Here is a 26,905-nt window from a genome sequence, read left to right as displayed (position 1 = left end):
AACGACCCTGCACAGGGTCGTTTTATCAGTTCTTCAGTAAATCATTTTCTTCGAGGAAGTCTTTGGCAACACGTTCTACACTCTTTTGTTCGATATCCACTTGGTAGTTCAGATCACGCAAAGTATCCTCTGTCAGGGCATGCTGGAGCGGTTCCAGTAATTCCGTGATTTCAGGATATTCATCCAACGTTTCCTGATTGATTGTAGCCGCATAATTGTAAGAAGGGAAGAACTGCTGGTCATCTTCCAATATTTTCAGATCCATGGAATCAATCTGCGGATCCGTTACGAAAGCTTGGGTGACATCGATTTGATCATTTGCCAATGCTGTGTAATAAAGACCGATTTCCATTTCGCGGATGTTGGAATCAGGAACCTCGAAGCCATAGTATTCTTGCAATCCAGGCATACCATCTCTCCGGTTCTTGAATTCCGTCTCCATCCCGAATTGCAGGTTATCAGGATTTTCTTGCTCATAAGCTGCCAGATCACTTAACGTATCGATGCCCAATTCATCTGCTTTCTCACGTTTCATGACGAGTGCGTAAGTATTGTTTGCATCCGTCAAGTTCGTCCAGGCGACACCGTTATTTTTATCCAAATCTTGAACCTTTTGCATTGCTTCATCTTTGTCTGCAATCGGCTCTTGATCTAAATAGGTGACAAGTGCTGTACCAACGTATTCCCAAGTCATGTCGACTTGGCGCGTTTCGATTGCCTGGCGCATGGCGGAGGAACCTAAGTTTTGAATTTCTTCAACATTGAAGCCATTATCCTCTAAGATGAATGCCGTCATTTTGGCAATGACGAGCTGTTCGGTGAAAGTCTTGGCTCCGACAGTGATGTTCTTTCCGCCAGGACCGCATGAGCTCAATACAATCAGTAAAGCAGAGAATAAGGCGATTAGGGTCAATCGTTTTTTCATGGATTCAGGTATCCTTTCTTTACGAATTTTGTGCTTTTCTGGCGAGTCGGAGTCCTTTTGGCACTAAAGCAAACTGCAGCCACTTGAATAAATAGTCAATCACGATGGCAAGCAGCGTGACAGGAACGGCTCCGGACATCAAGAAAGCATTATCGAAGAGACGTATACCAGTGAAAATCCAAACACCCAGACCGCCGGCACCGATCAGATAAGCAAGTGCGGCAGTTCCGATATTGATGACCAATGCCGTCCGCACACCAGCGATTATCGAAGTGAGTGCATTCGGCAGCTCGATTTTCCATAGAATCTGTGAGTTAGTGAGTCCCATGCCTTTGGCCGCATCGATCATATTGTCATCGACGGAATCAAGGCCGGCAATGGTATTTTGCAAGATAGGCAATACAGAATAGACGAATAAAGCAATGATTGCGGCGCTAAGCCCTATACCGAGAAATCCCATGGCAAGTGCCAGCACAGCCAAGCTCGGAATTGTCTGTCCGAGATTGGCGATACCTACAATCAGCCATTCTGACTTGCGGAACTTAGGTCGTGTGACGAAGATGCCGAGTGGTACTGCGAGCAGTACAGCGGCGGCTCCGGAAAGAAGTACAATCGTGATATGTTCACCAAGCAAACGCAGGAAAGTATCCGGCTGTTCCCAAATTTTACTGAACATATTGTTGGTGAAGGCCCAAATGAAGAAGATGGCGAGCAGGGCCCAAAAGATAAGCTTGATAATCAAGGCGATGGTTTTATTTGTCCGTTCCATGATTACAGCCCCCTCAGACGCTCTCCTTGATCTCACGGTGCAGGAACTGCTCGATCAAGTCCAAAGTGATACTGCCTTGGCGGGTGCCATTGTCATTCTCTACGATCAGCTGCTCTGCTTCCTGGTTCAAAATCTTCGAGATAGCCACACGCAGGGAAAGATTTTCATTGATGTTTTGGGAATCAGGTGATTCCTTGACTGGCTTCAATGTCAGTGCATCAGCTAGATCTTTCACTGTATACAGACTCATGCTCTTAAGCACACGATCTTGACCGACGAACTCTGCCACGAAGCTGTTGGCAGGTTTGTTCAGCATCCTTGCCGGCTCGGCATATTGCATCATCTTGCCGCCTTTGAGCAGGGCGATCTTATCTGCCATCGTTACTGCTTCATCTATGTCGTGGCTGACGAATAGGATCGTCTTCTTCAGTTCTTTCTGGATTTGCAGGAATTCCTCCTGTAGATGCGTACGGATGATTGGATCCAGTGCACCGAAGGGCTCATCCATCAGCATCACCGGCGGATCCGCAGCCAAGGCACGTGCAACACCGACACGCTGCTGCTGACCGCCTGAGAGCTCGTGCGGATAACGTTTGCGGTATTCATCCGGATTCAAGCCAACGAGTTCCATCAGCATATTGAAGCGATCACGCATTTTCTTTCTGTCCCAGCCTAGCAGGTTGGGAACGATCATTGCATTATCTTCGATGTTCATATTAGGGAATAAGCCATTGGATTGTATGACATAGCCAATATTGCGGCGCATTTCGATTTTGTTGGAATGGCGCACGCTTTTGCCATTGAGAATGATGTCACCGTCCGTGATGCTTTCCAACTGGTTCACCATTCGAAGTAAAGTTGTTTTTCCGCAGCCGGAAGGACCGAGCATGATGACCAGTTCGCCTTCTTCGACTGTAAAATTCATTTTTTCAATTGCTTTTACATCGCCGTTATATACCTTTGTTACGTCATTGAAATGAATCATATCGTCACCCTTATTATTTTTTAACACCCTTAGGCGTGAATATATTTTCGATCAGTCGCAGGAATAAGTCGGCAATCAGTGCCAAGATGGCAACCGAAATAGCACCTGCCAGTATCATTGTGTTATTGGTACGGAGAATTCCCTGATAGATGATACCTCCAAGACCTCCAGCGCCAATCAGTGTTGCGATGGCACCGACACCGATATTCAAAACAGTTGCAGTACGGACTCCAGCCATGATTAACGGCAGGGCATTGGGAAGCTCGACCTTGTAAAGACGCTGGAAAGTTGTCAAACCGATTCCGTTTGCAGCGTCCCTTATATCGGGATCGACATTGCTGATAGCTGTGTACGTATTCCGGATGATCGGCAGCTGTGAATAAAGCACAAGTGCGATAACGGCCGGTAATGTACCGATTCCTTCGTTTATCAGTGAAAGTACTGGAATCATGATTCCAAATAAAGCGAGACTTGGAATAGTCATCAAGATAGAAGCAATTTGGAGAATGGTGGAGGCTGCGTATTTATTGACGGAGCAATAAATACCTAATGGGACGCCAATCACGATGGCAATGATGATAGCTGAACCGACAAGCTTGATATGGTCCCATGTATATCCGAGTATGAATGAAAAATTAGTTGTAAAGTATTCGATTAAATCTATAATGGGAGGGCACCTCCTGAAATTGTCATGCAAAAGGTCTTGTCAGACTTTTGCTACCTATTGTTATACCCAGATAAACCAACATCCTAACATGAAAATATAACCAGCACAAAGATTAAGTCAACATATAAACTGGAGCATCTTGGAGGAAACAAGAGAATTATTGCCTTCAGGTTGTCTGAAGGTATTAAATCAGAGAATTTACTGCTCGACAGAAGACAGCAAGTGAGCATGCTGGATTTTTAAATGACTGAAAATTTAATTAAATTATAAATTTATATTTACTTCTGCCTAAAAATGGTGTTAGTATATCTAAATACTATTATGTACTTATTACATAGGAATTACGTATGGGGAGTCACGCCCTCATACAAAAAAAGAGACATTGCAAAGATGAGTAGTCAGAATTGAATGACTTCTCATTGGAGAGGGAGCGAGAATAATGAAGGAATACTTTATCGAACGAATGTACAAAGCATCACAAGGAATGGCGAATGCAGTCCTCGTGACCCTCGGTATCGGTTTATTGATGGAAACTTTCGGTGAGTTCCTGAACTGGCCTACACTGATTGCTGTCGGTACAGTCGCTAAAGCACTATTGGCTCCAGCTTTGGGCGCGGGTATCGCTGTTCAGCTGGGAGGAAATACTCTAGTTGTATTCAGTGCTATGATCAGTGCCACGATCGGCGGAGCCGCCATGACGGTCGGTGACGATGGAGTGTTGACTTCCATGGTATCCGGACAGCCGATCAGTGCGGTGCTGGCTGCAGTCGTTGCAACATTCGTAGGAAAACGTGTAGCAGGGAAAACACCGCTTGATATGATGGCTATCCCATTTGCGGCAGTATTTGCAGGAGGCATCGCCGGGGCAGGTCTTGCCGCTGTAACAACGCCGCTGTTAACGTGGATGAGCGCACAAATTGCTGACTCTGTTTCTGGTTCACCGCTGCTTGCATCGATCGTCATTTCGTTAGTGTGGAGCATCCTATTGATGACACCAGCATCGTCAGCGGCATTGGCAATCGCTTTGCAGCTGGATCCTGTATCAAGTGCTGCGGCATTGATCGGCTGTACTGCCCAGTTTGTCGGATTTACATTCATGAGTATCCGCCAAAATGATCTTGGCGGTTTCCTGGCACAGTTCATCATTACACCAAAAGTACAATTTCCTAACTTGATCAAAAATCCAGCCCTGGTCATCCCGCCTTTTGTAGCAGCTGTCGTTTGTGCACCAATTGCAACCGTTTTGCTGGGATTCACAACATCTTATGAGCTGGCAGGTTTGGGATTGAATTCATTTATAGCACCGTTGAACATCTTGGCCAGTCAAGGGATGGAAGCTTTCTTGATTTATCTGGCTACAGGCATCATCCTGCCGCTTATCATTTCACTGGGACTTTATCATGTAATCAAATCGATTGGATGGGCAAAGACCGGAGACTTACGTATGGAAATTCAATAACGAATGCCGCAGTTGAAAAGCTGCGGTTTTTTTATGCGGTGTAAGTGTTAGGGGATACACAGAGAGGAAAATCATCTGAAGGTAACTCTTGCTAAAGAGAGGAACGTCCAGGTATTCGTCTCTTTTATTTCATCCATGTTTACTATTCGTTTTTTTAAGGGAATTGCTCTACATGACAGTGAAAGAAAGGGGTTTTTGCTTATGTGGGGAGCAATTCTATGGGGAGCCATTGCCGGTTCTGCCAGTTTGCTTGGCGCCGTTTTACTCATGCTCGTTCCAGTAAAGAAGCGTATTATCGGATTTATCATGGCTTTGGGTACAGGAGCACTAATTGGTTCGACCTCCTACGAACTTCTAGAGGAAGCATATGAAATCAGTGGGGGGCTGCAGGAAGAAGCGATCGGATTCCTTGGAGGGGCAGTCATTTTTACTATATTGGATATCATCATCTCAAGAAGCGGCGGCAAGAACCGGAAACGGACTCGTTTACATGAGACGCATGATAAAAATAAAAAAGGTTCAGGGCTGGCGATATTCGCAGGTACTGTGATGGATGCCATTCCGGAATCGGCAATGATCGGTTTGAGCTTGGCAAGCGGGGGCGGTGCCAGTACAGCACTGATCGTTTCCATCTTCATCAGTAACTTTCCTGAAGGTCTTTCCAGTACTTCAGGTATGCAAAGCAGCGGTTATTCACGTAAACGAATCTTATTGCTATGGCTGGCCGTAATGGTAATATCGGCACTTAGTGCATTGGCTGGAGCAGTTCTGCTGCAGGATACGAGCGCCAGTACAAGAGCGATACTCAATTCATTTGCCGGCGGAGCAATCATAGCAATGGTTGCATCCACAATGGCACCAGAGGCATATGAAGAAGGAGGTCCTGTCGTAGGTATCATCACAGCAATAGGAATGTTCATAGCCTTCTCTTTGGCACATGTTTAGATGATGCTGGTAAGGGGGATACAAAAACAAAAGAATGGAGGCATTTCAACATGAAAAACCTTATTCGTAAGGCCATCAAGTATGGACCTGTTGTTTATCCGATCGTTAAGAAAATCCTCAATAAAAGGAAAGCGAAGCGCTCGGGCAGAGCCTCGTATTAAAGAACGTGAGAGCGGACAGCTCTCGCGTTTTTCTTTTTTGTGAGGAAGCTAAACAACCTCCCCTCTTGAAAGATAGCTGATGTGGAAACTCGATGACCGGTTCCAGCACGAAATATATAATAAAAAAAGGACTTCCAGATCACTCGATCTGCAAGTCCTTTTCCTTTATTTCTTCTTGCGCACTGCACGTAAGATGAGGCTCAATACGAAAACAAAGATGATGGCACCGATCAATGCCGGTATGATTGCCATGCCTCCTAAACTAGGGCCCCAATCTCCGAAAATCATGCCGCCCAGCCAAGAACCGATGATACCGGCAATTATGTTACCGATGATGCCGCCTGGTACGTCCCGACCCAAGATCAAGCCTGCTAGCCAGCCGATGATACCACCGACGATAAGATATAAGATAAAACTCATGATAACTACCTCCTAAACTATGATGTGTGTTGTATTGTATTGTGCTGTACTGTTATCATTCCCAAAGCAAGCAAGATGCAAACATTGTCGCAGCTTGGTTGTTTACACGTTCTTAAAATAAGTTGCATCATTCTACACAGCAGCTCAACATCCACTTAATAAACAGCCTTTATATTGAAAGTACAAGAAATGTAAGCACAAGAAAATAATTCAGAATCACAGAGTAATTTTCATGATTTCAATCGTACAAAGATTACAATCCAGATATCCACAGGGAGATGATCCGAATGACGAATCAATTTAGTTCATCGTACGAGTCCGTAACGACACGATCTCTTGACAGTCAGTCTGTACAAAGCAGCACCCTGCCGGTCATTGCACATCGCGGTGCTTCCGGATTTGCACCTGAGAATACAATAGCTGCTTTCGATCTCGCCATCGAGATGAACGCAGATTTCATCGAGTTGGATGTTCAGATGACGAGTGATGGGCATCTTGTCGTCATCCACGACACGTCAATCAATCGAACTGCAGCAGATGCACCGGATGAAACTGTATTCGTCAAGGACCTGACATATGCTGCTTTGCAACTTTATGATGTTGGCGCTGGATATGATTCTGCATATGAAGGTCAGCGTGTCCCGTTGCTGGAGGATGTAATCAAACGGTACAAGGGGAAAACAAAGTTCCTCATCGAATTGAAGTCACCGGAACTTTATGATGGGATAGAGGAAGCCGCTGCAGAATTGCTGGAGCAGTATGAAATGGCTAATGTGCTGTATGATGAAGTTATTTTGCAATCATTCAATTTTGGGTCGGTTGCATATCTTTCACAGCTTTTGCCGCATGTTCCGCTTGGCGTGCTTACGTCCAGAAGTGCGGATCTGACGAATCGTAAACTTGATAAGATTGCTGCTTATGCAGATTATGTAAATACACATTTCACGAATGTGACACTTGATGATACATTGGTTGGCAGGATCCATTCCCGCGGAATGCGGATCATGCCATGGACTGTGCGGGCGCCAGGCGAAGTCCAGCCGTTGATTCGAGCTGGTGTGGATGGCATCATTACGGATTACCCTAACTATGTGAAATGAAAAGGAGACCGCAGAAGGTCTCCTTTTTACGTCATCTATTCTGAACGAGCCGAAGCAGTTCGAATGCACGATCTCCAGCAAGTGCTGCAAGATCCTCCCAGCACTCATCCCGCTTCAAATCGAGTTCGACTATCTGTTGGGCTAAATCAAGGGCTTCCTGATCATTTGCCACGTCATAGATGCTCCTTTCTGTTTATCGTTTTTACTGTTATGTTCAGTATACTTATATCCAACTTACGATGCATCAAACATGTAAGCGATGCTGACGAACTTTATTGTTGTTTGTCAGCTTTCCTCACATAACACTAGGAGGGCTGGATAATTACGGTATAATGAAAAGTAACAGCACATGATGATGAGGTGAACAGATGAGTAACGAGCCTTCTTATAAGAACAGGAAAGTGATCACAATCGGTATCGTGAGTGAGCTGACTGGACTGACTGAACGCAAGATTCGGTATTACGAGGAACGCAAGCTCATTTTTCCGGAACGTTCAGCGAAGGGAAATCGTAAATACTCTTTTTCTGATGTGGAGCAATTGATCGAGATTGCCAACAAAAGGGAAGAGGGAGTGCAAACCTTCGAAATTCGTCAGCAGATGCTGAGAGACAAGCGGAAGGAAGCGGAACGGGAGAGCCGCCAGCAAATGCTTCGGGGGCAAATCAACGCCCGCTTTGGTATACAAAGAAAATGATGATGTGTACGTATGTGTTGGGAGGCCTTGTACACAGAGGAGCCGGATGTTCATCATCCGGCTCTTATCAATGCTGAAAGGTTCCAAAGCACGTTCTCGCTTTTTTTATGTTCTACGATGGGGTGAGGATAATCTTCGCCGACCGTGCACCTGTATTTTTGATTGTGGTCTTGGCTCATTTTTACGAGCTATGGATGTACTTCTTGTACGTTCCTTAATATGGTGAAGGTCCCGCCAAGCATGGTGAATATAATCATTCAAGGGCTGATTCTGTACCGCCTTTTCGCTCGCAATTATCCACAAATACTTTCAATGTATGATTTTAATAGTCATATCGGGGAGTGAATGTATCATTCATCTCAGGATTTATATGGAAAAGCAGCAGAATCTTGTCGTCTGCTGCAGCTTGATCAAGCGCTTGTTTTAATGCGATGTGATCGTGTAACGTATCTTCACGGAACCAGACTGCCAGGGTAGCCAAAGAAATTCCTGCTTTCCGGTTTTTCGTCCTGTATAATTCTTGATGATGTTTGGTAAGTGATAAAAAAAACCATGACCGGTTCAATCCGAGCATGGTTTTCAACTTTAAAAGAAAATATTCAAGATGTAGTAAATCAAAGCACCAAGGCAAGCAGTGATCGGAAGTGTAATGAACCACGTGATGACCATGCGTTTCGCAGTACCCCAGTTAACACCTTTGCGTCGGTGTGCCGCACCAACCCCCATGATAGAGGAAGAAATAACATGCGTCGTACTAACCGGCAAATGAATGTAAGTGGCACCAAAAATGATGAATGCTCCAGTCAGGTCGGCAGCAACACCGTTGACCGGACGAATCTTCATGATTTTACCGCCGACGGTTTTGATGATTTTCCAGCCGCCGATTGAAGTACCAAGTCCCATTGCAGTCGCACAGGCAGCTTGTACCCAAAACGGAATGTCGGAAGTTGTATGCAATCCCGCTGTGATCAGCGCCATCGTGATGATCCCCATTGCTTTTTGGGCATCATTCGTACCGTGGGTGAATGATTGCAGTGCTGCCGTGAAAATCTGTACGCGACGGAAATTCTTGTTCGTCTTTGGTAAGTTCTTTTCCCGGAAGATCAGCTTGATGATATTGTATAAAATAAAACCTATGACAAAAGCCAGAATCGGAGAAATGATCAATGCTTGCAAGATTTTCAGGAAACCATCCACGTTAAGAATGGCAAATCCACTTGAAGCAATGACTGCACCTGCCAATGAACCGATGATGGCATGCGAAGAACTACTTGGAATGCCGTAATACCATGTAATCAAGTTCCAAGCAATCCCAGCAATCAAAGCAGCCAGGATAACGACAGAACCATTGACGATATCGTTCGGATCGGCAATATCACTTGTGATCGTTTTCGCCACGCCAGTAAAAGTCATGGCACCAACGAAGTTCATCACTGCAGCCATGATGATGGCATGTCTTGGTTTCAATGCTTTTGTCGAAACAGATGTTGCGATTGCATTTGCGGTATCGTGAAAGCCATTGATGAAGTCAAATGCAAGCGCAAAGATGACGGTTAGAATGGTTAGTACTAATAATACATCCATTGTTTATGCCTCACGCATTCTTCATGATGATTGTTTCAAGATTGTTTGCTACAGACTGGCAGCTGTCAGCGATTTCTTCAAGGATGTAGTACAATTCTTTGTACTGAATCACCTTGATGGGATCTTTTTCGTTTTGGAAGAGCTGTTTCAAGGATTTACGGAAAATCGTATCACAGTTCTGCTCATGCTCCTTGATTTTGATTGCATGTGCTTGGATTTCTTTTAGTTTGTTTTGGGAAAGCAAGTCTATTGTAGCCAAGATTTCTTTTGCACAAGAACGGATTTCCTCAGAGAATTGATCGATGAAGCTGTCGGAAGAGTAGATGCCGTATGTGTCCATCATTCCAGAGAATTCTTCTATTCCATCGAGTACATCATCCAAGCTGTTTGTCAGCTGCAGGATGTCTTCGCGTTCGATCGGTGTGATGAAGGCATGGTTCAATTCTTTAATGATCGTATGTACAAGCTGATCACCTTTAGTTTCGAATTCCTTCAATTTATTGGAGAACTCGGATAAAGTCGCTGCATCTTCCACTTTATAGGAAACGAAAAACTCAGCAGTCTCATCAATATTTTTAGCTATATCGGCTAAAAGCAAAGAAAATTTGTCTTGTTTCTTCTTGAACATTACAAAACCTCCGAATGGTGTTTGAATAAGGTTGTTCCTGGGAACATATAATGATAATTTTTTGTAAACTATCCTCTAGAGATTGTAAACTTTTTATTAATAATTATCAACGTTTTCGCGTGATTTTTGTCGAATGAGGTACACTTGGCTACTATTTGTTATAGTTGTATAGAAGGGGTGAAATTATGCAGATCTCCATTACAAAGCCTGCATCGAACTGGTTTGTTGAAGAATTGGATCTTGAGCCAGGCAGTGCGGTGCGTTTTTATGTCCGCTATGGTGGGTTTGGGGGCATAAAAGAAGGATTCTCACTCGGCATAAATGCAGAACAGCCGAATGACCCTATCGCGAGCGAAGAGGTACAAGGCATCACATTCTTTATCGAGCGCTCGGATGCGTGGTATTTCGAAGGGGTAGACTTAAGTGTCAAATACTCACGTAAATGGGACGATATCCAATATGAATATCCTCCGCATAATTAAAAAATGAGCAAAAGCCGCAAGCGGCTTTTGCTCATTTTTGTTCCCGGACAGGAAGTAGTGGGGCAGCTGCATTCTTTATGCCGACCATGCCAAGCAAGGAAAGCAATATTCGCTGCGGACCGTAAAAAGCGTCCGTCGGATCAAAGTATTCCTCGAGCGTATGATGTCCTCCGCTATTGCCGCCACCGCCGAGTGTCAGTGCCGGGATACCAAGGCTGATCGGCACGTTTGAATCCGTGCTCAGCGGATCTTCCATTTCAACTTCGATACCAAGGGCTTCAGCAGCTTGCAAGGCAATCTGGCGGATTGGTGCTTCTTTTGGCTGATTTCCGGCCGGTCTGTCTCCGACAAGCTCAGTCGTGACTTTGATGCTGCCGGGCTGCTTGCGTGCCTCACTCTCTATTTGTGCAGCTTCCGTAATGAGCGCTAGCGCCTTTTCCTCCAATTCGGCCAGGGCATCACTTGATATCGAACGCAAATCAAGCTGGAAGCCTGCATGCTGGGCAATGGTATTGATGGATGTACCGCCGTGGATCGTACCGACATTATAGGTCGTTTTAGGCTCCTCGGGAACAGTCAGATCGGCCAAGGCTGCGATGGCCCGTCCAGCTGCATGGATGGCGCTTGACGTACCGAAGTCGCCGAAGCTGTGCCCGCCTTTGCCTGTGAAGGTTACGTTATACCGTTTACTGCCGACGCCGCAATAAATCAAGTCCCCAGGTGCCCCAGGTTCCACGGAAATGAAGCCATCCACATATGTATTTTCACGGAAAAATGCTTTCACTCCGCGCAAATCTCCCAGGCCTTCTTCGCCAACATCCGCAAGGAAAATGATATCGCCTTCTGTTTCGATCTCATTTTCATCCAACGTGCGCAATAATGTAAGCAAAACAGCTAATCCGCGTCCATCATCTCCAATACCGGGAGCATAGACGATACCATCCTCGATTCTCGCTTTTACGTTCGTTCCGGCAGGGAAGACGGTATCCAAGTGGGCGGCAATGACGACAGTAGGTCCGTTGCCGCTGCCTTTTCGTATACCATATACATTGCCTTCAGAATCCGTGGTCAAGTTTTCCAAGCCGAATGCTGACAATTTCTCCTTGAAATAAGCAGCTCGATTGGCTTCGTGAAATGGAGGTGCTTCTACTTCTGTCACATCTATTTGATCCTTTGTGGTCCGTTCATTATCCTGTTTGAGAAAGTAAAGTGCATCACGTACTTGCTGAAGCTCTGTAAGCTGCTTGAATTGCTGTGTGTAAGTACCGCTGGTTGCTGTCATATCTCTCCCTGCTTTCCTATGGTATATGTGTACTGTAACACAAAATCGCAATTTACTGACTATTTAAGATGAGGAAATAGTCGAAAAGTAGTGATTAGTTCTATTTTTTTATTTACAAGGCATAGGATGTTATGTAAAATAAATGAACCAGAATGAATATTTATGGATTTTATTGCAAGTTTAAACTATAGATAGAAAAGGGAGATCAATTATGAAATCAGTAAAGAAGCTCATGGCAGCAGTTGGACTAGTAAGTGTTTTATTCTTAAATGCATGTATATCCAATAATGAATCAAGCAGCGGTTCGGGTGAAGAAAAGCTTACGATCGGAACGGAGGCTACTTTCGCTCCTTTTGAATCGATGGAAGGTGACAAAATCGTTGGGTTTGATGCGGATATGCTGGATGCAATCATGAAAGAAGCGGGAATCGAGTATGAATTCGATAACACTGGCTGGGATCCGATGCTAGTCGGAGTGGAAAACAAAACACTGCAAGCTGGAATGGCTGGTATCACCATAACGGATGAAAGAAAGGAAACGTATGATTTCTCCGTTCCTTATTTCGAAGCAACACAAGTCATCGCCGTACCGGAAGGAACCGATGTTCAATCGGCTGAGGATATCAAAGGAATGAAAATCGGCGTACAGAATGGTACGACTGGTGATGAAGCTGCTCAGAAACTAGTTGGGGAAAACAGCAGTGATCTTTCCAAGTACGATTCGTCAGCAGCAACGATGATGGCATTGCAAAACGGTGATGTGGAAGCAGTTGTGACAGATATAGCTGTAGCGCAGCATTTTGTCAAAAATAATCCAGATGCCAATCTTACACTGATTGAAGATGAAGAGAATTTTGTCCAGGAATATTACGGCATGCTGCTTCCAAAAGGCAGCGAGCATAAAGAGAAAATCGATGAAGCAATCCAAACGATTATGGAAAACGGAACGTATGAGGATATCTATCAGGATTGGTTCGAAGGCACACCGGATATCGAAGCTCTGGAAAGCGCTCAGCCATAAGGAGAATCATATAGCGTAACGAACATAACCGTTACGCTATATTTACGTTTTGTTTTATCAGCTATACTGAGGTGAAGAAAATGGACTTTAGATGGGAAATTATTGGAGAATACTGGCCTTTCTTTATGAGAGGATTAGGCTACACGATATTGGCATCATTGATTGGTTTCCTTGTGGGAGCTGTCATCGGTTTGGTTATCGGGATGGGAAAGAGTCTGTCCAATCCGATACTGCGGCTGCCGTTCATTTGGTATGTGAATGTTTTCAGAGGCACACCGCTGCTTGTGCAGATCTTCTTGATCCACTTTGCGGTGATGCCGATATTCATCAAGCCGCCGGAACCGCTCATTTCATTGATCGTGGCATTGGCATTGAATTCGGCTGCGTATATTGCAGAAATCTTCCGTGCTGGTATCAACTCGATTGATAAAGGTCAACGTGAGGCAGCGTACAGTCTCGGTATGAATCACGCCCAAGTGCTGCGCCATGTTGTACTTCCCCAGGCATTCAAGCGGATGATTCCGCCGCTTGGCAATGAGTTCATCGTTTTGGTGAAGGATTCTTCTCTTGGTGCCGTGATTGCAGCACCGGAATTGTTCTACTGGGGCAGAGTGGCAGTCGGGGCGTATTCCCGGGTTTGGGAGCCATATTTGGCTGTAGCCGTTTTATATTTTATCGTTTGTTTAGTATTATCATATGTACAGAGCTTTTTAGAAAGGAAGTATGCGACAGATGATCAGCGTAAAAAACCTAAAAAAGTCGTTCGGCGATCTCGAGGTGCTGCGGGACATTAACGTCGAGATAGAGGAAAAGGAAGTAGTCGTCGTCATCGGTCCCTCGGGTTCCGGGAAATCCACTTTCATTCGATGCCTCAATCGCATCGAGGATATTACGGGTGGTCATGTTTATATAGAAGGAACGGATATCTCTGAGCGAAAAGTGAATATCAATAAAGTACGTACAGATGTCGGGATGGTCTTTCAGCAGTTCAACTTGTTTCCCCATAAAACAGTACTGGAAAATATCATGCTTTCCCCGATGGTTGTCCGCAAGTGGAAAAAGAAGGATGCCGAAGAGAAGGCGTTGGCGCTGTTGCGCAAGGTCGGCTTGGAAGATAAAGCTGGAGTTTATCCAGAATCTCTTTCCGGAGGCCAAAAGCAGCGTGTCGCCATTGCCCGTGCTTTATGCATGGAGCCGAAAGTGATGCTGTTCGATGAGCCTACTTCTGCACTTGATCCCGAAATGGTCGGCGAGGTGCTTGAGGTGATGAAGCAGCTTGCGGATGAAGGTATGACGATGATCGTTGTCACACATGAAATGGGCTTTGCACGTGAAGTCGGCGATCGAGTGTTGTTCATGGATGGCGGATATATCGTAGAGGAAGCAAACCCTGAGGAGATATTCAGCAATCCGAAGGAAGAACGGACAAAGGCTTTCTTGAGTAAAGTATTATGACAGATACAGCCAGTGCATCTATGCGCTGGCTGTTTTCTTATAAAAAGACCGTCATATTATCTTACAAGTTTGCTGTCATCCCATATTCCCTATGCTAAAGTAAGGATAAGATTTCGGGTAACAAACGAACTGTAACCAATAGTTAACATTCGTCATGTTCTCGGTTAATCCCTCTCATTTGCAAGCAGAATGCATTGTTCGGCTTGTCTTACAGCTTGTACAGATGATATGTTGCGTGGCATATCCGACTGTGCAGGCTGTTTTTTTGTGCTTTTTGCTGAAATAAAGGAAATTGTGCTGGACATGCATTTATTTTGTAATCATTTAGCACCCTCCTGCGTATGATGGGTCTATAGAAATGACAGGAGTGGCGCCATGTATAAATTAAAAGTCGAAGAAGCCAGCAAAATCTTCAGACGCGACGGGCAGGAAGTCATTGCATTGCAGGAAACTACAATGAAAATACCTGCTGGGCGTTTTGTCAGTATCATCGGTCCCAGTGGCTGCGGCAAGTCGACACTTTTCAATATGATAGCCGGGCTTATCAAACCTACTTCTGGAAAAATCCTTCTAGATGGACAGAATATCATCGGCAAGAGCGGCTATGTCGGCTATATGCTTCAAAAGGATCTGCTTTTGCCGTGGCGGACGATTTTGGATAATGTGATTCTTGGGTTGGAAATCAAAGGGATATCGAAAAAAGAAGCAAGGGAAAAAGCGCAGCCGCTGCTGGAGAGATATGGGCTGCAAGGATTTGAGAATAACTATCCACCGGAATTATCCGGCGGAATGCGCCAGCGGGCCGCATTGCTCAGGACGCTGCTGTATGACCAGGATGTCATTTTACTGGATGAACCATTCGGGGCACTGGATGCGCAGACCAGACTGCAGATGCAAGAATGGCTGCTTCGTATCTGGGAAGATTTCCAGAAAACGATTCTTTTTATCACCCACGACATAGATGAAGCGATTTTCTTATCAGATGATATCTACGTCCTATCCCAGCGCCCGGGGAAACTGAAGGCGAAGATACATGTGGGACTAGAACGTCCCCGAACAGAAGAAACATTGCTATCGGATGATTTCAGATCATTAAAGCAAACATTGCTGGATTTGCTTAGAGAGGAACCGAAAGAGAATGGCACAACCTAAAAAACACTACATCGAGGATGAGAAAAAACGCCAGCAGCGAATGAAGAAAATTGTATTCAGCGGTCAGATCGGTCTCGGCGTTTTAGTGATTGTTTTATGGGAGGTCCTGACGAGATTCGAAGTGATGGATCCATATTATTGGAGCAGTCCGAGCACCATCTATGAAACTGCCAAGGTAGCATTCATGGAAGGCACGCTTTGGGGAGATCTGGTTTACACATCACTTGCTACATTGGCAGGCTTCGTCTCCGGAACATTGTTCGGCTCGCTGATAGGGCTGTCTTTCTGGTGGTCTGCTTATTATTCCAGGATATCAGAGCCATATCTGATTGCATTCAATGCCATCCCGAAATTGGCTCTTGGTCCGGTCATTGTCATTTTATTCGGCATCGGATTCTTTTCGAAAGTGATGCTGGCATTCCTGATGACCGTCATCGTGACCGCGCTTGCCGCACATAGCGGAATCAAAGCGATAGACAAGGATTTGGAAAAGCTGCTGTATTCCTTGGGAGCTAAACGGAGACACGTGTTCACGAAAGTCGTTGTCCCGACGACGATGCCATGGATCGTAAGCAGCCTTCGCATCAATATCGCATTGGCGCTTGCGGGTACCATTGTCGGGGAGTTCATCAGTTCCCGCCAAGGAATCGGCAGGATGATTCTTTACGCAGGGCAGATTTTGGATATCGATCTTGTATGGGTCGGTGTCGTTGTGTTGTCGATCTTGTCTTTGCTCATGTACGCAGGGACAGTCAGCTTGGAAAAATTATTGCTTCGCGGTCAAGAACCGAAACAATAGGAGGTGTCACATGAAAAGAATGAGGTTGATTGGTGTTGTCTTTTTGGCAGTCCTGTTCGGGATTTTGGCAGGATGCACTGGTAATGGCGGCGAGGATGAGAAGCTGAAGAAAATAACCATTGCAGAGCCGGTGCATTTGACGGGGTATCTGCCGCTTTATGCCGCAATCCATGAAGGGTATTTCGAGGAAGAAGGACTGGATGTGGAAGTGGTGACGGCAACAGGCGGCGCACATGTCACGACTGTCGTCAGCGGGGATGCTTGGGGTAATATTGCCGGTCCCGATTCGAATGCACTTGCCAATATCGATTCAAATGATCCGATCGTATCCGTCGTCAACGTCGTCAACCGGGCCAATGTCTACTTGATGGCTGGCGGGGAAACGCCTCCTGCCGGGGCATCGGAAGAAGAATTGGCAGCTTATCTGGAAGGAAAAACGATTGCGGCAGGACGATATGGCGGCAGTCCCAATTTGCTGACACGTTATTTGATCATGGAACTGGGCATGGAGCCAGGCAAGGATGTCATGTTGGAAGAACCTGCTGATGCCAGCGCCGTTGTGTCGCTGGTGGAAAACGGTCAGGCTGATATAGCCAATGGAGCCGAGCCGCAAATATTCGATGGCATCCAAAAAGGTGTCTGGAATGAACCTTTCTATGGCTTTCCAAGTTTAGGGGATTATCCTTACAGTGTCATCAGTGTGAAGCAGTCGACCATCGATGAAGACCCGGAAACGGTCCAAAGTTTCGTAAAAGCCATAACAAAAGCTTTAAAAGCAGTGGATGAGGATGAAACCTTGGCGATGCGGGTACTAAAGAAAGAGTTCCCTACAACAGCCGAAGAAAGCCTGCAAGCATCACTGGATCGAGCATATGCAGATGAATTATGGAGCAAGGATGGCTATATAACGGAGGAAGGAACAGACAAGACGATGGATGTGGTGACGAAGACTGGTGTATATAAGGGCGAGTACGATTACGATAAGTTGGTCAATATGGAATTCGTCGAGGCATTGAAGTAATGGAGGCTGGCAATCCACTTGCCAGCTTTTTTCTAGGAAACTTAAACAGTGTACTGTCATATAGTGAAATGGAATAAGGGTTTTCTTTTGTTTAAAAGTTGCCACTAGGAAACTTTATTGTTATAGTGCATAATAAGAGAAACTAGTCGGAATTAATGAGGAGGGTAATAATGGACGAAAACGTTTTATTTGCTCTTGGTTTGACTTTGATGGCGGGACTTGCAACAGGGATAGGAAGTCTGATGGGATTCTTCACTTCCACAACCAACACGAAGTTTTTATCACTCAGTCTCGGTTTTTCTGCCGGGGTCATGATTTATGTCTCTATGGTTGAGATCTTCGTCAAAGCAAAAGATTCATTGACCGGAGCAATGGGTATCCAGGCGGGTAACTGGGCAACGGTAGGAGGATTCTTCGGCGGTATGCTCCTCATTGCACTGATCGATAAATTGATACCAAAGCAATCCAACCCGCATGAAGGTAAGAAAGTCGAAGAGATGGATAGTCCGGTACAGAATCAGGCCTTGCTCAAAATGGGTACTTTCACCGCATTGGCAATTGCCATCCACAACTTCCCGGAAGGTATCGCCACGTTCACGTCTGCCCTGCAGGACCCTTCTCTGGGAATCGCGATTGCTGTCGCCATCGCGATCCATAACATTCCGGAGGGAATTGCCGTTGCGGTACCAGTTTACTTTGCAACAGGCAATAAGAAAAAAGCATTCGGACTGTCTTTCTTATCCGGTTTATCAGAACCGGTTGGTGCGGTGCTTGCTTATCTTGTGCTGATGCCATTTTTGAATGATATCATGTTTGGTGTCATCTTTGCTGCTGTGGCAGGAATCATGGTCTTCATTTCATTGGATGGCCTGCTGCCGGCAGCCAAGAAATACGATGAAGGTCATACGAGCATCTATGGATTGATCAGCGGTATGATGGTGATGGCCGTCAGCTTGCTTTTATTCATCTGAATCAAGAACCGTCTGCTTAAGCGGACGGTTTCTTTGTGTATAATAGGGGGAAACAGGGAGGGATATCTTATGGGAAGCAAGTTATTGGAGAATAGCAGGAATGTATTGAGCAGCAGCTTGGCACTGAAAAAAGAAGAAACATTACTCATCGTGACAGATGATAGCAAGAAAGAGCTGGCTGAAGCCCTTTATGCAGCTGGAAGATCAATCGGATCGGAAACTTTGCTGCTCGTCATGCAAGATCGTGAGAAATCCGGTCAGGAACCTCCGAGCGGTGTAGCGGAAGCTATGAAGCATTGTGATGTGGCAGTATGTATCACGGAGCATTCCCTGACGCATACACAGGCAAAAAAAGATGCAGCAGCTGCAGGGGTGCGCGTTGCAACGATGCCAGGGATTACATATGATATGTTTTTGGAAGGCGCGATAAGTGCAGATTACGATACAGTCGAAAAGCTGACATATGAAGTTACAGAAAAATTGAGTGAATCCAAGCAAGTCACAGTGAGAAAAGGCGGCGAGGAGCTGAGCTTTTCCATTCAGGGTCGCAGCGGCGTGCCAAGCACAGGGATATACCGGGAGAAGGGGAAATCCGGGAATCTGCCTTCTGGTGAAGCATTCATTGCACCTTTGGAAGGGACTGCATCAGGGCGGATTTGGGTCGACGGCTCGATTTCTGGTGTAGGGAAGCTTGAGGAATCTATCCTTCTTACAATCGAAGAAGGTCGTCTGATTGCTGCTTCCGGCAAACAAGGGGAGATGCTTTTGCAAATGCTTGGAGAAGGTGAAGGCCGTAATGTTGCTGAGTTCGGTGTCGGAACGAATGATAAAGCCCGGATCACCGGCAATGTCCTGGAAGATGAAAAAGTATACGGCACGATACACATCGCATTCGGCAGCAACAACACATTTGGCGGCACTGTGGCAGCTGGTGTCCATATCGATTGTGTCGTGAAAGCTCCGACAGTGCATTTGGATGATGCACTTCTTTTGGAAGAAGGAAATATGAAGCGCAGCTAAAACTGCGCTTCTTAGCGTATCGCACAATAAAAGCGCTTACATTTTGTGCAAGTGCCAAATGGAATCAATATCCGAAAAGAGGTAAAGTAAAGGTATACAAAAGGAGGCGCTCTCATGGCAAAGATTCAATTGAAAAATATCCAGAAGGTCTATGATAAGAACGTCACGGCAGTTGAAGATTTCAATTTGGAGATAGACGATAAAGAATTCATCGTCTTCGTCGGTCCATCCGGCTGCGGGAAATCGACAACTTTACGTATGATTGCTGGTCTGGAGGAAATCTCGGGCGGGGATTTTTATATGGACGGAGAACGAATGAATGACGTCCCGCCAAAGGATCGGGATATCGCCATGGTGTTCCAGAACTATGCGCTTTACCCGCATATGAATGTGTACAATAATATGGCTTTTGGTTTGAAGCTTCGTAAATTCAAAAAAGATGAAATCGACAAACGAGTCCAGGAAGCCAGTCGGATCCTTGGATTGACAGAATACCTCAACCGGAAGCCAAAAGCGCTATCCGGCGGTCAGCGCCAGCGTGTAGCACTTGGGCGAGCAATCGTCCGGGATGCAAAAGTATTCCTCATGGATGAGCCGCTTTCCAATTTGGATGCAAAACTGCGGGTGCAAATGCGTTCTGAAATCCAGAAACTGCATCAGCGTTTACAGACGACTACGATTTATGTCACGCATGACCAGACAGAAGCGATGACGATGGCCAGCCGTCTTGTTGTCATGAAGGATGGAATCATCCAGCAGGTGGGGGCGCCGAAGGATGTGTACGACAATCCGAATAATATGTTCGTGGGTGGCTTTATCGGCTCACCATCCATGAACTTCCTCCATGTGACCATCTCAGAGGGCAAAGCTAAACTTGGTGATGTCACATTCGAGCTTACTCCAGCGCACAAGAAAATGCTGCAAGATGCAGGATATGCCAGCGGTGAAATCGTGATGGGCATCAGACCGGAGCATATACATGATGCCGATTATGAGGAAAACCTGGCGTATGCCCATGAAGTGGAAGCAACAATCGACGTTGTGGAATTGATGGGTGCGGAAAGCTTCCTTTATGCCGAGCTAGCCGGCCAGGAATTCGTCGCGCGTGTGGACGCACGTTCGGATATCAGGGGCAAAGATAAGCGCAAGCTGTTATTGGATATGGACCAAGTACATTTCTTTGATAAAGAAACGGAAGTCAGGATAACGGAAGCGAACGCTGCCTCCCAGGTATCTTGATAGAAAGGCTGTACCTGTAAAGGGTGCAGTCTTTTTGTGATACGATGGAAGTAATCATAGAAGGAGGGGTTTGGATGGACAGAAGGTATCCCATTGGTCAGTTTGAAGTGAAAGGGATGATAACGGAAACACTAATTGCGCAGTGGGTGGAAGAGATCAGCCTGCTGCCTGAGCAAGTGCATGCGCTTGTGGATAAGCTGTCGGATTCTGAGCTTATGTATACATACCGGGAAGGCGGATGGACAATCAAGCAGCTGGTCCATCATCTAGCGGATAGTCATTTGAATTCTTTCATACGATTCAAACTTGCACTGACGGAAGAAAACCCGATCATCAAACCCTACGAAGAAGCAGAGTGGGCGAAGCTTGCAGATTACGAATTGCCTCCACAAGCAGCCGTGAATCTGCTGTCATCCATCCATAGGAAGTGGGTCGCACTGCTGCAATCTCTTAGCACTGAACAGCTGGAACGGACTTTCCAGCATCCGGATTCCGGTGAAGTGAGTTTAAAAGAGAATATCGGCATTTATGCTTGGCACGGCAAACATCATCTGGCTCATATGCATCTTGCCTTGCAAAAATGAGCCAACCACAATCGAGTATCCTGCGCGGATACTCTTTTTTTGATGGAACCGGGTTTTATGTAAGGAGGAGGAAGGAAATAACTAGGTAGATAGAAAAGGAGTGGATGACAAGATGGATGCATCATTGGCTCATAAAGTGGCAGTTGTTACTGGAGCGGGGTCGGGTATCGGAAAGGCAGCAGCACTCATGCTCGCTGCCAGGGGAGTCAAGGTAGCTCTTTTCGATATGGACGGTGCTGCGGCAAAAGCGACAGCGGAAGAAATCGAGACAGCTGGCGGAGCGGCAGTCACTGCTGAAGTGGATGTGTCAAACAGCAGCCACCTGAAACAGGCATATGAAAAAGTGATTGATGTGTTCGGACAACTGGATATCGTGTTTGCCAATGCAGGTATCAATGGCACGCTTTCCCCTATCGAACATTTACCAGAAGAAGATTGGGACCAAACACTTGGAACGAATGCCAAAGGTACTTTCCTTACGCTCAAATTTGCCATCCCTTACATGAAAGAACGCGGCGGCAGCATCATCATCACGAGTTCTATCAATGGAAACCGGACATTTTCCGGCTTTGGCATGAGTGCTTACAGTGCATCGAAAGCAGCGCAGACAGCTTTAGGCAAGATGGCCGCATTGGAGCTTTCTGCTTATCGCATTCGAGTGAATGTCGTCTGCCCTGGCGGCATCGAGACCAATATCGAAGAACGGACAAAGAAAGACGAAGAGCATCTGGCAGAAGTGACGATTCCCAAGGTCTTTCCTAAAGGGCAGCATCCATTGAAAGGAGAACCTGGACAGCCGGAGGATGTAGCATCCATCGTTTGCTTCCTGGCTTCTGATGCTTCTGGACATATGTCGGGAAGCGTATTGTATGCGGATGGTGCGGAAACATTATTATGACATTTCAGTAAGGACATAGGAGGTTTATCATGTATGATGTAATCATCATTGGCGGAGGCATCGCTGGTGTGCAGGCTGCCATTCAATTCGGCCGGTACAAACGGGAGGTCCTCGTCCTGGACAAACGCAATGATGGCAGATCTCATTGGTGTAAAAGCTATCATAATTTGATCGGCTGGCCGGATGGGGTCTCGGGCAATCACCTTTTGGAGCTTGGCCGCAAGCAAATGGAGAAGTATGGCTGTATCACTGTCGAACACCAGGAAGCAGTCACAGCGGAGAAAGAAAAAGAGATTTTTTCAGTAAAAACAGCAGATGGGCAGAGCCATGAAGGAAAACTGCTGCTGTTTGCCACAGGTATAACAGACAGGATACCGATAAAAGAGCTGTATCCGCTGCTCGGTACGGATGTGTATGTTTGCCCGGATTGTGACGGCTATGAAATCAGCGGCAAGCGGACTGTCGTGACTGGATCAGGTGAAGCAGGGGCGGGTTTGGCGGTAATGCTCACTTATTGGTCTGATGATATTGTTTATATCAATCATGAGCAGGAGCCGATCTCAGAGGAGACTTTCGAGAAATTGAAAAAGAATTCCATTGAATACTATGAGCAGCCCGTTCAAGAAGTCGTGCTAGATGAAGAGAAGCGGCTGGAAGGCTTTGTGTTGAGTGACGGGGACAAGATATGGGCTGAGAAAGCTTTTGTCGCCTTTGGGAAGAACAAGGTGAATAGTGAGCTGGCAGAATCTTTAGGTGTGGAGCTTCATAAGAATAAGCACATCGAAAATAATCCCCGTACAAAAGAGACAAGTGTTGAAGGTGTCTGGGCAGCTGGGGATATCACCGTACATTCAGAACAGGTCAGCATCGCGATGGGCGATGGTATGCAGGCAGCAATTTGGATGCAAAAGCGTTTATTGAAGACAACGTGAAAAGACAGAGCGGCTTAGGCTCTGTCTTTTTGTTGTTCATATTTTTCGATTGCTTTTGTTACTAGCTCGCTACCCTTGGACTGACCGCTGATATGGGATAAAGCTGAAGCGGCTCCCTCGGATTTGATGCGTTCCTGCAATTCTTTTGCTTCATCATCGCCTTCTGGATCGAATTCCAGTGCATAAGCGATTGTCGTAAGCAGGGCTTCAGCTGACTTGCCTTTGTCCAGCAATGCTTGTGCTGGATAAACCAATCTATCCTTTGGTCCAAGCTTTCGGATCGGACCGCGGCCAACGCGTGTTACCATATCAGAAATATACGGGTTCTGGTAACGTTGAAGGATTTTTGCAATATAATGGGACAGGTCATCTTCTTCAAAGCCCCATTTTTCCTGCAGGAGAGAACTGGTTTCTTCTAATGCCTGTTTCGCAAGACTTAAAATTTCCTCATCCTTAATTGCATCAATGATGGTAGCGTAGCCTTTGGCATATCCTGCATAAGCAATGGCTGCGTGACCAGTATTGACTGTCAGCAGTTTTCTTTCGATATATGGTTCCAAGTCATCGACAAATGTGATAGCTTCAATCGCAGGAAGGTCACCTTGCCAGTTCTTTTTCTCTACCACCCATTCGAAATATGGCTCTACTTGAACAGTCAGCAAATCTTGCTGTTCTTGGATGGGTACGATTCTATCCACAGCTGCGTCACAGAAAGCGGTATAGCTTTCTACTTGCGCAACATCTTGCTCATCCACATGTGACATGACGAATTCACGCAATTGACTGGAGCCGCGGATCATATTTTCACATGCAATCACATGAACCGGCTTTGGCTGCTTGGCTCGCTGCACGAGTCCTTTGGCAATGACGGGAGCGACATGCGGCAAAATGGATGGACCAACTGCAGTCGTCACCAAATCAGCTTCAGCGATAGCCTTGATGACAGCTTCCTCTTCGGTGGCACTATTCAAACCGGTAACACCTGTAATGGTTTCCGAATGCGTTTCTTCCTGTGCATAGACTACGTCATATTGCTGCTTTTCCTTCAAGGCGGAAATGATGTCACTATTCACATCCGCAAAAGTCACGTGGACATCAGCATGAGAGAGAAGCGCGCCGATAAAACCTCTGCCGATATTGCCGGCACCAATGTGTACGCTCTTCATTACGCATCCACCTCAGAGAACATGTCGATGATCTCCTGCTTGCTAGTTGCTTTGACAAGCTTGTCGATGTTTTCCTCCTCTGAACAAACGATGGCAATTTGCGAGAGGATGTCCAAATGTTCATTGTTTTTACCAGCGATACCGAAAACAAGTTTCACTTCATTACCATCGAATCTAACGCCTTCAGGTGCTTGGATGATCGAGATGCCAGATGCAAGGACCTCTTCCTTAGCATCTTCCGTACCGTGGGGAATGGCTACGAAATTCCCCATATAAGTGGAAGTCAATGCTTCCCGTTCCATCATCTTATCCACATAGGATGCGTTGACATAACCATTATCCACAAGGATCTGTCCGGCTTTGCGGATAGCATCCTCCTGATTTTCCAATGATGTGTTCAATACGATATTTGCTTCTTGTAATACTTCCATGATTACCCTCCTAAGTGATCTGTGAATTGTTGGATGTGGGCAGTCAGCAGCTGCGCCAGCTCCTTTCTCAGTGCCTCTTGATCGCTAGAGCGAATCAGGTTCTGGATATGCTCTTCCAAGATGAAGATGCTGATTTTGCTGAACAGCTCGTAACAGCTCAAAGGCAAATTGTCCGGTGCAGCAAGGATGAAAAGGCGGTCAGCCTCCATCGCTTTGTTGTCCATCCCCTTGATAGTGATAGGGGTGGGTAGCGCCATCATCCAAAATGCAGGCTGTTCGATTTCGCTGCTGCGACTATGATATAAAGCCATCTTGGTTTCAGGGATACCCATTCCGCCAAGTGTTTCACGCTGCTGAAGCAGGTGAGTGAGTGTACCATGTTTTTTGATGACACCAAGCTTGGCTGCCTCCTGATCGATGTGCGGGAAAAGCGCTGCCGATGATGGATAACTTTCATCGACAGTAAAGTTGCGCCATAGGTTTTGCACAGCTTCCGTCAACGTTTGCAATTCAGATAATTTCGGTTCGAATGCCGATATTGCTGAAAATGATGACTTTACGGATGGAGCTTGTGTTGTTAGTTTCCGTTTCTTATAGATCGTCGGCAGTTCCTGCTGGATGAACGAATCGACGCGTTTGACATCCGGTGAAGGCAGAAGCGGATTGACGAGCAAATAACTTCTGTGGAATTGATCAAGACTGATTGTCGAGATCAGCAAATCAAATGTTTCCAGCTCCAAATCCTTCAATTCGAGAAAGGATGACAGTGTCACCTGCGTAATTTCCGGAAACTCATTCTGCAGTCTGCTAGCAAGCATCTTGGATGTACCAATACCGCTTGAGCAAACGACCAAGACATGCAATCGCTGTCTGCTCCGCTGTCTTTCCCTTGCAGAAGCGAAATGCAATGCCAGGAAGGCAACCTCGCCTTGTCCAAACCGGAATGTGGGGAATACTGTTTCAAGAGCCAGCCGGACAGCAGCAACGATTTCCAGGTAGTCCTGCTCGATTTTTTCTGTTAACGGGTTGTATGTTTGAATGCCTTCCCTTGCCCGGCTGATTGCTGGTTCGATATGGGCCAGCAACCCTTCTGTGAATGTCTCATCCTTTTCCAGCTGCGGCAGCTGGATCTCTGCTGCGACCATTTGGATGAAAGCTTGTACTTGCAGTTCGAATAACGGGTCGGAGCGATGTGTTGTTTCATTTCGCTTTGCTCCTTGTATCTGTACAGCTATATAGCCAATCTCCGAAGCCGAAAATGTAACCGAGAAGGTATTTTCCAATTCCCTGCTCAGCGCCTGGGCAATCGTATATTCTTCCGTTTTTTGTAAAGATTCAAGCAAAGGAGATGACAAGATTACATATCTATTCTGCTGTATTCGCTGGATCGTGATGCTGATATAAGTGATCAAAGCTACATAAGCGTTATCAGCTATCGAATAGGAAAGCTTCGTCAAATGATCCATTACATATTTCTCCACCATGGTCATGCGCTGATCCTTGATGATATTTTGAAGGAAATGATGCAATGTCTGTTCTTCGTAATCATTTGTGAAGGAATAGATGGAAGCTTGATCCAGCTGCTCCATGATGAGTTGGACGAGTATCTTCCTTTTCTCGTTTTCTTCTCCTTCCAGCTCGACTCCAACGCCGCGGCGCCTTGTGATGGAAAGCGAATAATCTGCCACTCTCGCTTCCAATGCATCCAAATAGACAGATATCGCTGTTTTGGATAACTGTACTTCACTTGCCAGATAGGCAGCCTTGACCGGTTCGGAAGCTTCAACGAGTAAATAGAGTAAATGAAGCAGCCGCTCTTCTTGCGTCGTATCTACCTCGACGGCATCGCGCAGCCGTTCTTGCAGTGCTTCTATCTGATTTTTTTCGCCTTCGATCCGGATACCGGAGCCGGTGACACGAAGTAAATCCAATTCATTCTCAGTCAGTGTGCGTTCCACTTGCTTCAATTCCCGGTGAATAGTTCGAGAGCTGACATGTAATGATTCTGCCAGCTCTCGGATGGAGATGAATTGGTTTGGGGAACGTAGCAATCGCAGGATTATTTTTCTTTCTCTGCTGCTAATCAATTCCAAATCAATCACTCCTTACATATG

Annotated in this window: 30 protein-coding genes; 17 read left to right on the top strand and 13 right to left on the bottom strand. The window is 46.0% G+C overall.

Going from position 1 to position 26,905, the window contains the following annotated elements; all coding sequences use genetic code 11:
* Nucleotides 1-25: 25 nt before the first annotated feature.
* From SFC66_RS03215 to SFC66_RS03200, 4 genes are read right to left on the bottom strand one after another with little or no spacing between them, the layout of a single operon-like run.
* On the bottom strand, nucleotides 26-925 hold the full coding sequence (locus SFC66_RS03215) for an ABC transporter substrate-binding protein (RefSeq protein ID WP_411217261.1): 900 nt from the start codon (nucleotides 923-925) through the stop codon (nucleotides 26-28).
* A 19-nt stretch (nucleotides 926-944) separates the two neighbouring features.
* Entirely contained in the window at nucleotides 945-1,694 is a 750-nt protein-coding gene (locus SFC66_RS03210) for an ABC transporter permease (RefSeq protein ID WP_411217260.1), read from the bottom strand.
* A gap of 13 nt (nucleotides 1,695-1,707) precedes the next feature.
* On the bottom strand, nucleotides 1,708-2,679 hold the full coding sequence (locus SFC66_RS03205) for an ABC transporter ATP-binding protein (protein WP_411217259.1): 972 nt from the start codon (nucleotides 2,677-2,679) through the stop codon (nucleotides 1,708-1,710).
* Between the two features lie 13 nt (nucleotides 2,680-2,692).
* Nucleotides 2,693-3,376, bottom strand: coding sequence for an ABC transporter permease (locus SFC66_RS03200; RefSeq protein ID WP_486388635.1), 684 nt, complete (start codon nucleotides 3,374-3,376; stop codon nucleotides 2,693-2,695).
* A 409-nt stretch (nucleotides 3,377-3,785) separates the two neighbouring features.
* On the opposite strand from SFC66_RS03200, the gene SFC66_RS03195 reads away from it, so the two are divergent.
* Both SFC66_RS03195 and SFC66_RS03190 read left to right on the top strand, forming a co-directional pair.
* On the top strand, nucleotides 3,786-4,805 hold the full coding sequence (locus SFC66_RS03195; RefSeq protein ID WP_411217258.1) for a PTS sugar transporter subunit IIC: 1,020 nt from the start codon (nucleotides 3,786-3,788) through the stop codon (nucleotides 4,803-4,805).
* 201 nt (nucleotides 4,806-5,006) lie between these two features.
* Entirely contained in the window at nucleotides 5,007-5,750 is a 744-nt protein-coding gene (locus SFC66_RS03190) for a ZIP family metal transporter (RefSeq protein ID WP_411217257.1), read from the top strand.
* A 326-nt stretch (nucleotides 5,751-6,076) separates the two neighbouring features.
* Here SFC66_RS03190 and SFC66_RS03185 read toward each other — a convergent pair whose 3' ends face one another.
* Nucleotides 6,077-6,331, bottom strand: a complete 255-nt coding sequence (locus SFC66_RS03185) for a GlsB/YeaQ/YmgE family stress response membrane protein (protein ID WP_411217256.1) — start codon at nucleotides 6,329-6,331, stop codon at nucleotides 6,077-6,079.
* 287 nt (nucleotides 6,332-6,618) lie between these two features.
* Between SFC66_RS03185 and SFC66_RS03180 the strand changes: the two genes are divergently transcribed.
* Nucleotides 6,619-7,431, top strand: a complete 813-nt coding sequence (locus SFC66_RS03180) for a glycerophosphodiester phosphodiesterase (RefSeq protein WP_411217255.1) — start codon at nucleotides 6,619-6,621, stop codon at nucleotides 7,429-7,431.
* 31 nt (nucleotides 7,432-7,462) lie between these two features.
* Here the strand turns inward: SFC66_RS03180 and SFC66_RS03175 are convergent, their stop codons facing one another.
* Nucleotides 7,463-7,603 (bottom strand): hypothetical protein, encoded by a 141-nt coding sequence (locus SFC66_RS03175; RefSeq protein WP_411217254.1) that lies wholly within the window; start codon nucleotides 7,601-7,603, stop codon nucleotides 7,463-7,465.
* A 196-nt stretch (nucleotides 7,604-7,799) separates the two neighbouring features.
* On the opposite strand from SFC66_RS03175, the gene SFC66_RS03170 reads away from it, so the two are divergent.
* Nucleotides 7,800-8,126, top strand: coding sequence for a MerR family transcriptional regulator (locus tag SFC66_RS03170; RefSeq protein ID WP_411217253.1), 327 nt, complete (start codon nucleotides 7,800-7,802; stop codon nucleotides 8,124-8,126).
* Nucleotides 8,127-8,448: 322 nt separating this feature from the next.
* Here SFC66_RS03170 and SFC66_RS03165 read toward each other — a convergent pair whose 3' ends face one another.
* From SFC66_RS03165 to SFC66_RS03155, 3 genes are all read right to left on the bottom strand, one after another.
* Nucleotides 8,449-8,607 carry a hypothetical protein gene (locus SFC66_RS03165; RefSeq protein ID WP_411217252.1) on the bottom strand — a complete coding sequence of 53 codons (159 nt, stop codon included), beginning with the start codon at nucleotides 8,605-8,607 and terminating at the stop codon, nucleotides 8,449-8,451.
* A gap of 104 nt (nucleotides 8,608-8,711) precedes the next feature.
* Nucleotides 8,712-9,710: an inorganic phosphate transporter gene (locus tag SFC66_RS03160; RefSeq protein ID WP_411217251.1), complete on the bottom strand. Its 999-nt coding sequence runs from the start codon at nucleotides 9,708-9,710 to the stop codon at nucleotides 8,712-8,714.
* Nucleotides 9,711-9,720: 10 nt separating this feature from the next.
* The gene (locus SFC66_RS03155) at nucleotides 9,721-10,338 is read right to left on the bottom strand and encodes a DUF47 domain-containing protein (protein ID WP_411217250.1); all 618 of its coding nucleotides are present in this window, start codon (nucleotides 10,336-10,338) and stop codon (nucleotides 9,721-9,723) included.
* 185 nt (nucleotides 10,339-10,523) lie between these two features.
* Here SFC66_RS03155 and SFC66_RS03150 point away from each other — a divergent pair, with 185 nt between their 5' ends.
* Nucleotides 10,524-10,820 (top strand): HesB/YadR/YfhF family protein, encoded by a 297-nt coding sequence (locus SFC66_RS03150; protein ID WP_411217249.1) that lies wholly within the window; start codon nucleotides 10,524-10,526, stop codon nucleotides 10,818-10,820.
* 31 nt (nucleotides 10,821-10,851) lie between these two features.
* Here the strand turns inward: SFC66_RS03150 and SFC66_RS03145 are convergent, their stop codons facing one another.
* Nucleotides 10,852-12,102: a M20/M25/M40 family metallo-hydrolase gene (locus SFC66_RS03145; protein ID WP_411217248.1), complete on the bottom strand. Its 1,251-nt coding sequence runs from the start codon at nucleotides 12,100-12,102 to the stop codon at nucleotides 10,852-10,854.
* A gap of 211 nt (nucleotides 12,103-12,313) precedes the next feature.
* Between SFC66_RS03145 and SFC66_RS03140 the strand changes: the two genes are divergently transcribed.
* The 12 genes from SFC66_RS03140 to SFC66_RS03085 all read left to right on the top strand — a co-directional run bounded on the left by SFC66_RS03140 (nucleotide 12,314) and on the right by SFC66_RS03085 (nucleotide 23,194).
* Nucleotides 12,314-13,123: a basic amino acid ABC transporter substrate-binding protein gene (locus SFC66_RS03140; RefSeq protein WP_411217247.1), complete on the top strand. Its 810-nt coding sequence runs from the start codon at nucleotides 12,314-12,316 to the stop codon at nucleotides 13,121-13,123.
* A gap of 80 nt (nucleotides 13,124-13,203) precedes the next feature.
* Complete coding sequence (locus SFC66_RS03135) at nucleotides 13,204-13,917, top strand: amino acid ABC transporter permease (RefSeq protein WP_411217246.1); 714 nt, start codon at nucleotides 13,204-13,206, stop codon at nucleotides 13,915-13,917.
* Nucleotides 13,856-14,578, top strand: a complete 723-nt coding sequence (locus SFC66_RS03130) for an amino acid ABC transporter ATP-binding protein (protein WP_411217245.1) — start codon at nucleotides 13,856-13,858, stop codon at nucleotides 14,576-14,578. Before SFC66_RS03135 ends, SFC66_RS03130 begins: the two co-directional genes overlap by 62 nt.
* A gap of 375 nt (nucleotides 14,579-14,953) precedes the next feature.
* Nucleotides 14,954-15,730 (top strand): ABC transporter ATP-binding protein, encoded by a 777-nt coding sequence (locus tag SFC66_RS03125; RefSeq protein WP_411217244.1) that lies wholly within the window; start codon nucleotides 14,954-14,956, stop codon nucleotides 15,728-15,730.
* Entirely contained in the window at nucleotides 15,717-16,529 is an 813-nt protein-coding gene (locus SFC66_RS03120) for an ABC transporter permease (protein WP_411217243.1), read from the top strand. Before SFC66_RS03125 ends, SFC66_RS03120 begins: the two co-directional genes overlap by 14 nt.
* A 10-nt stretch (nucleotides 16,530-16,539) precedes the next feature.
* Nucleotides 16,540-17,550, top strand: coding sequence for an ABC transporter substrate-binding protein (locus SFC66_RS03115; RefSeq protein ID WP_411217242.1), 1,011 nt, complete (start codon nucleotides 16,540-16,542; stop codon nucleotides 17,548-17,550).
* Between the two features lie 170 nt (nucleotides 17,551-17,720).
* Entirely contained in the window at nucleotides 17,721-18,521 is an 801-nt protein-coding gene (zupT, locus tag SFC66_RS03110) for a zinc transporter ZupT (protein WP_411217241.1), read from the top strand.
* Nucleotides 18,522-18,590: 69 nt separating this feature from the next.
* Entirely contained in the window at nucleotides 18,591-19,541 is a 951-nt protein-coding gene (locus tag SFC66_RS03105; protein WP_411217240.1) for an aminopeptidase, read from the top strand.
* 114 nt (nucleotides 19,542-19,655) lie between these two features.
* Nucleotides 19,656-20,780, top strand: coding sequence for an ABC transporter ATP-binding protein (locus tag SFC66_RS03100; protein WP_411217239.1), 1,125 nt, complete (start codon nucleotides 19,656-19,658; stop codon nucleotides 20,778-20,780).
* A gap of 74 nt (nucleotides 20,781-20,854) precedes the next feature.
* A complete protein-coding gene (locus tag SFC66_RS03095; RefSeq protein ID WP_411217238.1) occupies nucleotides 20,855-21,364 on the top strand; it encodes a YfiT family bacillithiol transferase in 510 nt (169 codons plus the stop codon).
* Nucleotides 21,365-21,476: 112 nt separating this feature from the next.
* Entirely contained in the window at nucleotides 21,477-22,262 is a 786-nt protein-coding gene (locus SFC66_RS03090; protein ID WP_411217237.1) for an SDR family oxidoreductase, read from the top strand.
* A 29-nt stretch (nucleotides 22,263-22,291) separates the two neighbouring features.
* A complete protein-coding gene (locus SFC66_RS03085; protein WP_411217236.1) occupies nucleotides 22,292-23,194 on the top strand; it encodes an NAD(P)/FAD-dependent oxidoreductase in 903 nt (300 codons plus the stop codon).
* A gap of 14 nt (nucleotides 23,195-23,208) precedes the next feature.
* Here SFC66_RS03085 and SFC66_RS03080 read toward each other — a convergent pair whose 3' ends face one another.
* From SFC66_RS03080 to SFC66_RS03070, 3 genes are read right to left on the bottom strand one after another with little or no spacing between them, the layout of a single operon-like run.
* Nucleotides 23,209-24,360, bottom strand: a complete 1,152-nt coding sequence (locus SFC66_RS03080; protein WP_411217235.1) for a mannitol-1-phosphate 5-dehydrogenase — start codon at nucleotides 24,358-24,360, stop codon at nucleotides 23,209-23,211.
* The gene (locus SFC66_RS03075) at nucleotides 24,360-24,791 is read right to left on the bottom strand and encodes a PTS mannitol transporter subunit IIA (RefSeq protein WP_411217234.1); all 432 of its coding nucleotides are present in this window, start codon (nucleotides 24,789-24,791) and stop codon (nucleotides 24,360-24,362) included. Before SFC66_RS03075 ends, SFC66_RS03080 begins: the two co-directional genes overlap by 1 nt.
* A 2-nt stretch (nucleotides 24,792-24,793) precedes the next feature.
* Nucleotides 24,794-26,884, bottom strand: a complete 2,091-nt coding sequence (locus tag SFC66_RS03070; protein ID WP_411217233.1) for a BglG family transcription antiterminator — start codon at nucleotides 26,882-26,884, stop codon at nucleotides 24,794-24,796.
* Between the last annotated feature and the right edge of the window lie 21 nt (nucleotides 26,885-26,905).

It is taken from the genome of Terribacillus saccharophilus (genome assembly GCF_046592895.1).
GTDB lineage: Bacteria > Bacillota > Bacilli > Bacillales > Amphibacillaceae > Terribacillus > Terribacillus saccharophilus_D.
The sequence above is the reverse complement of the archived record's forward strand: the minus strand, read 5'-3'. Positions and strand labels throughout refer to the sequence as shown.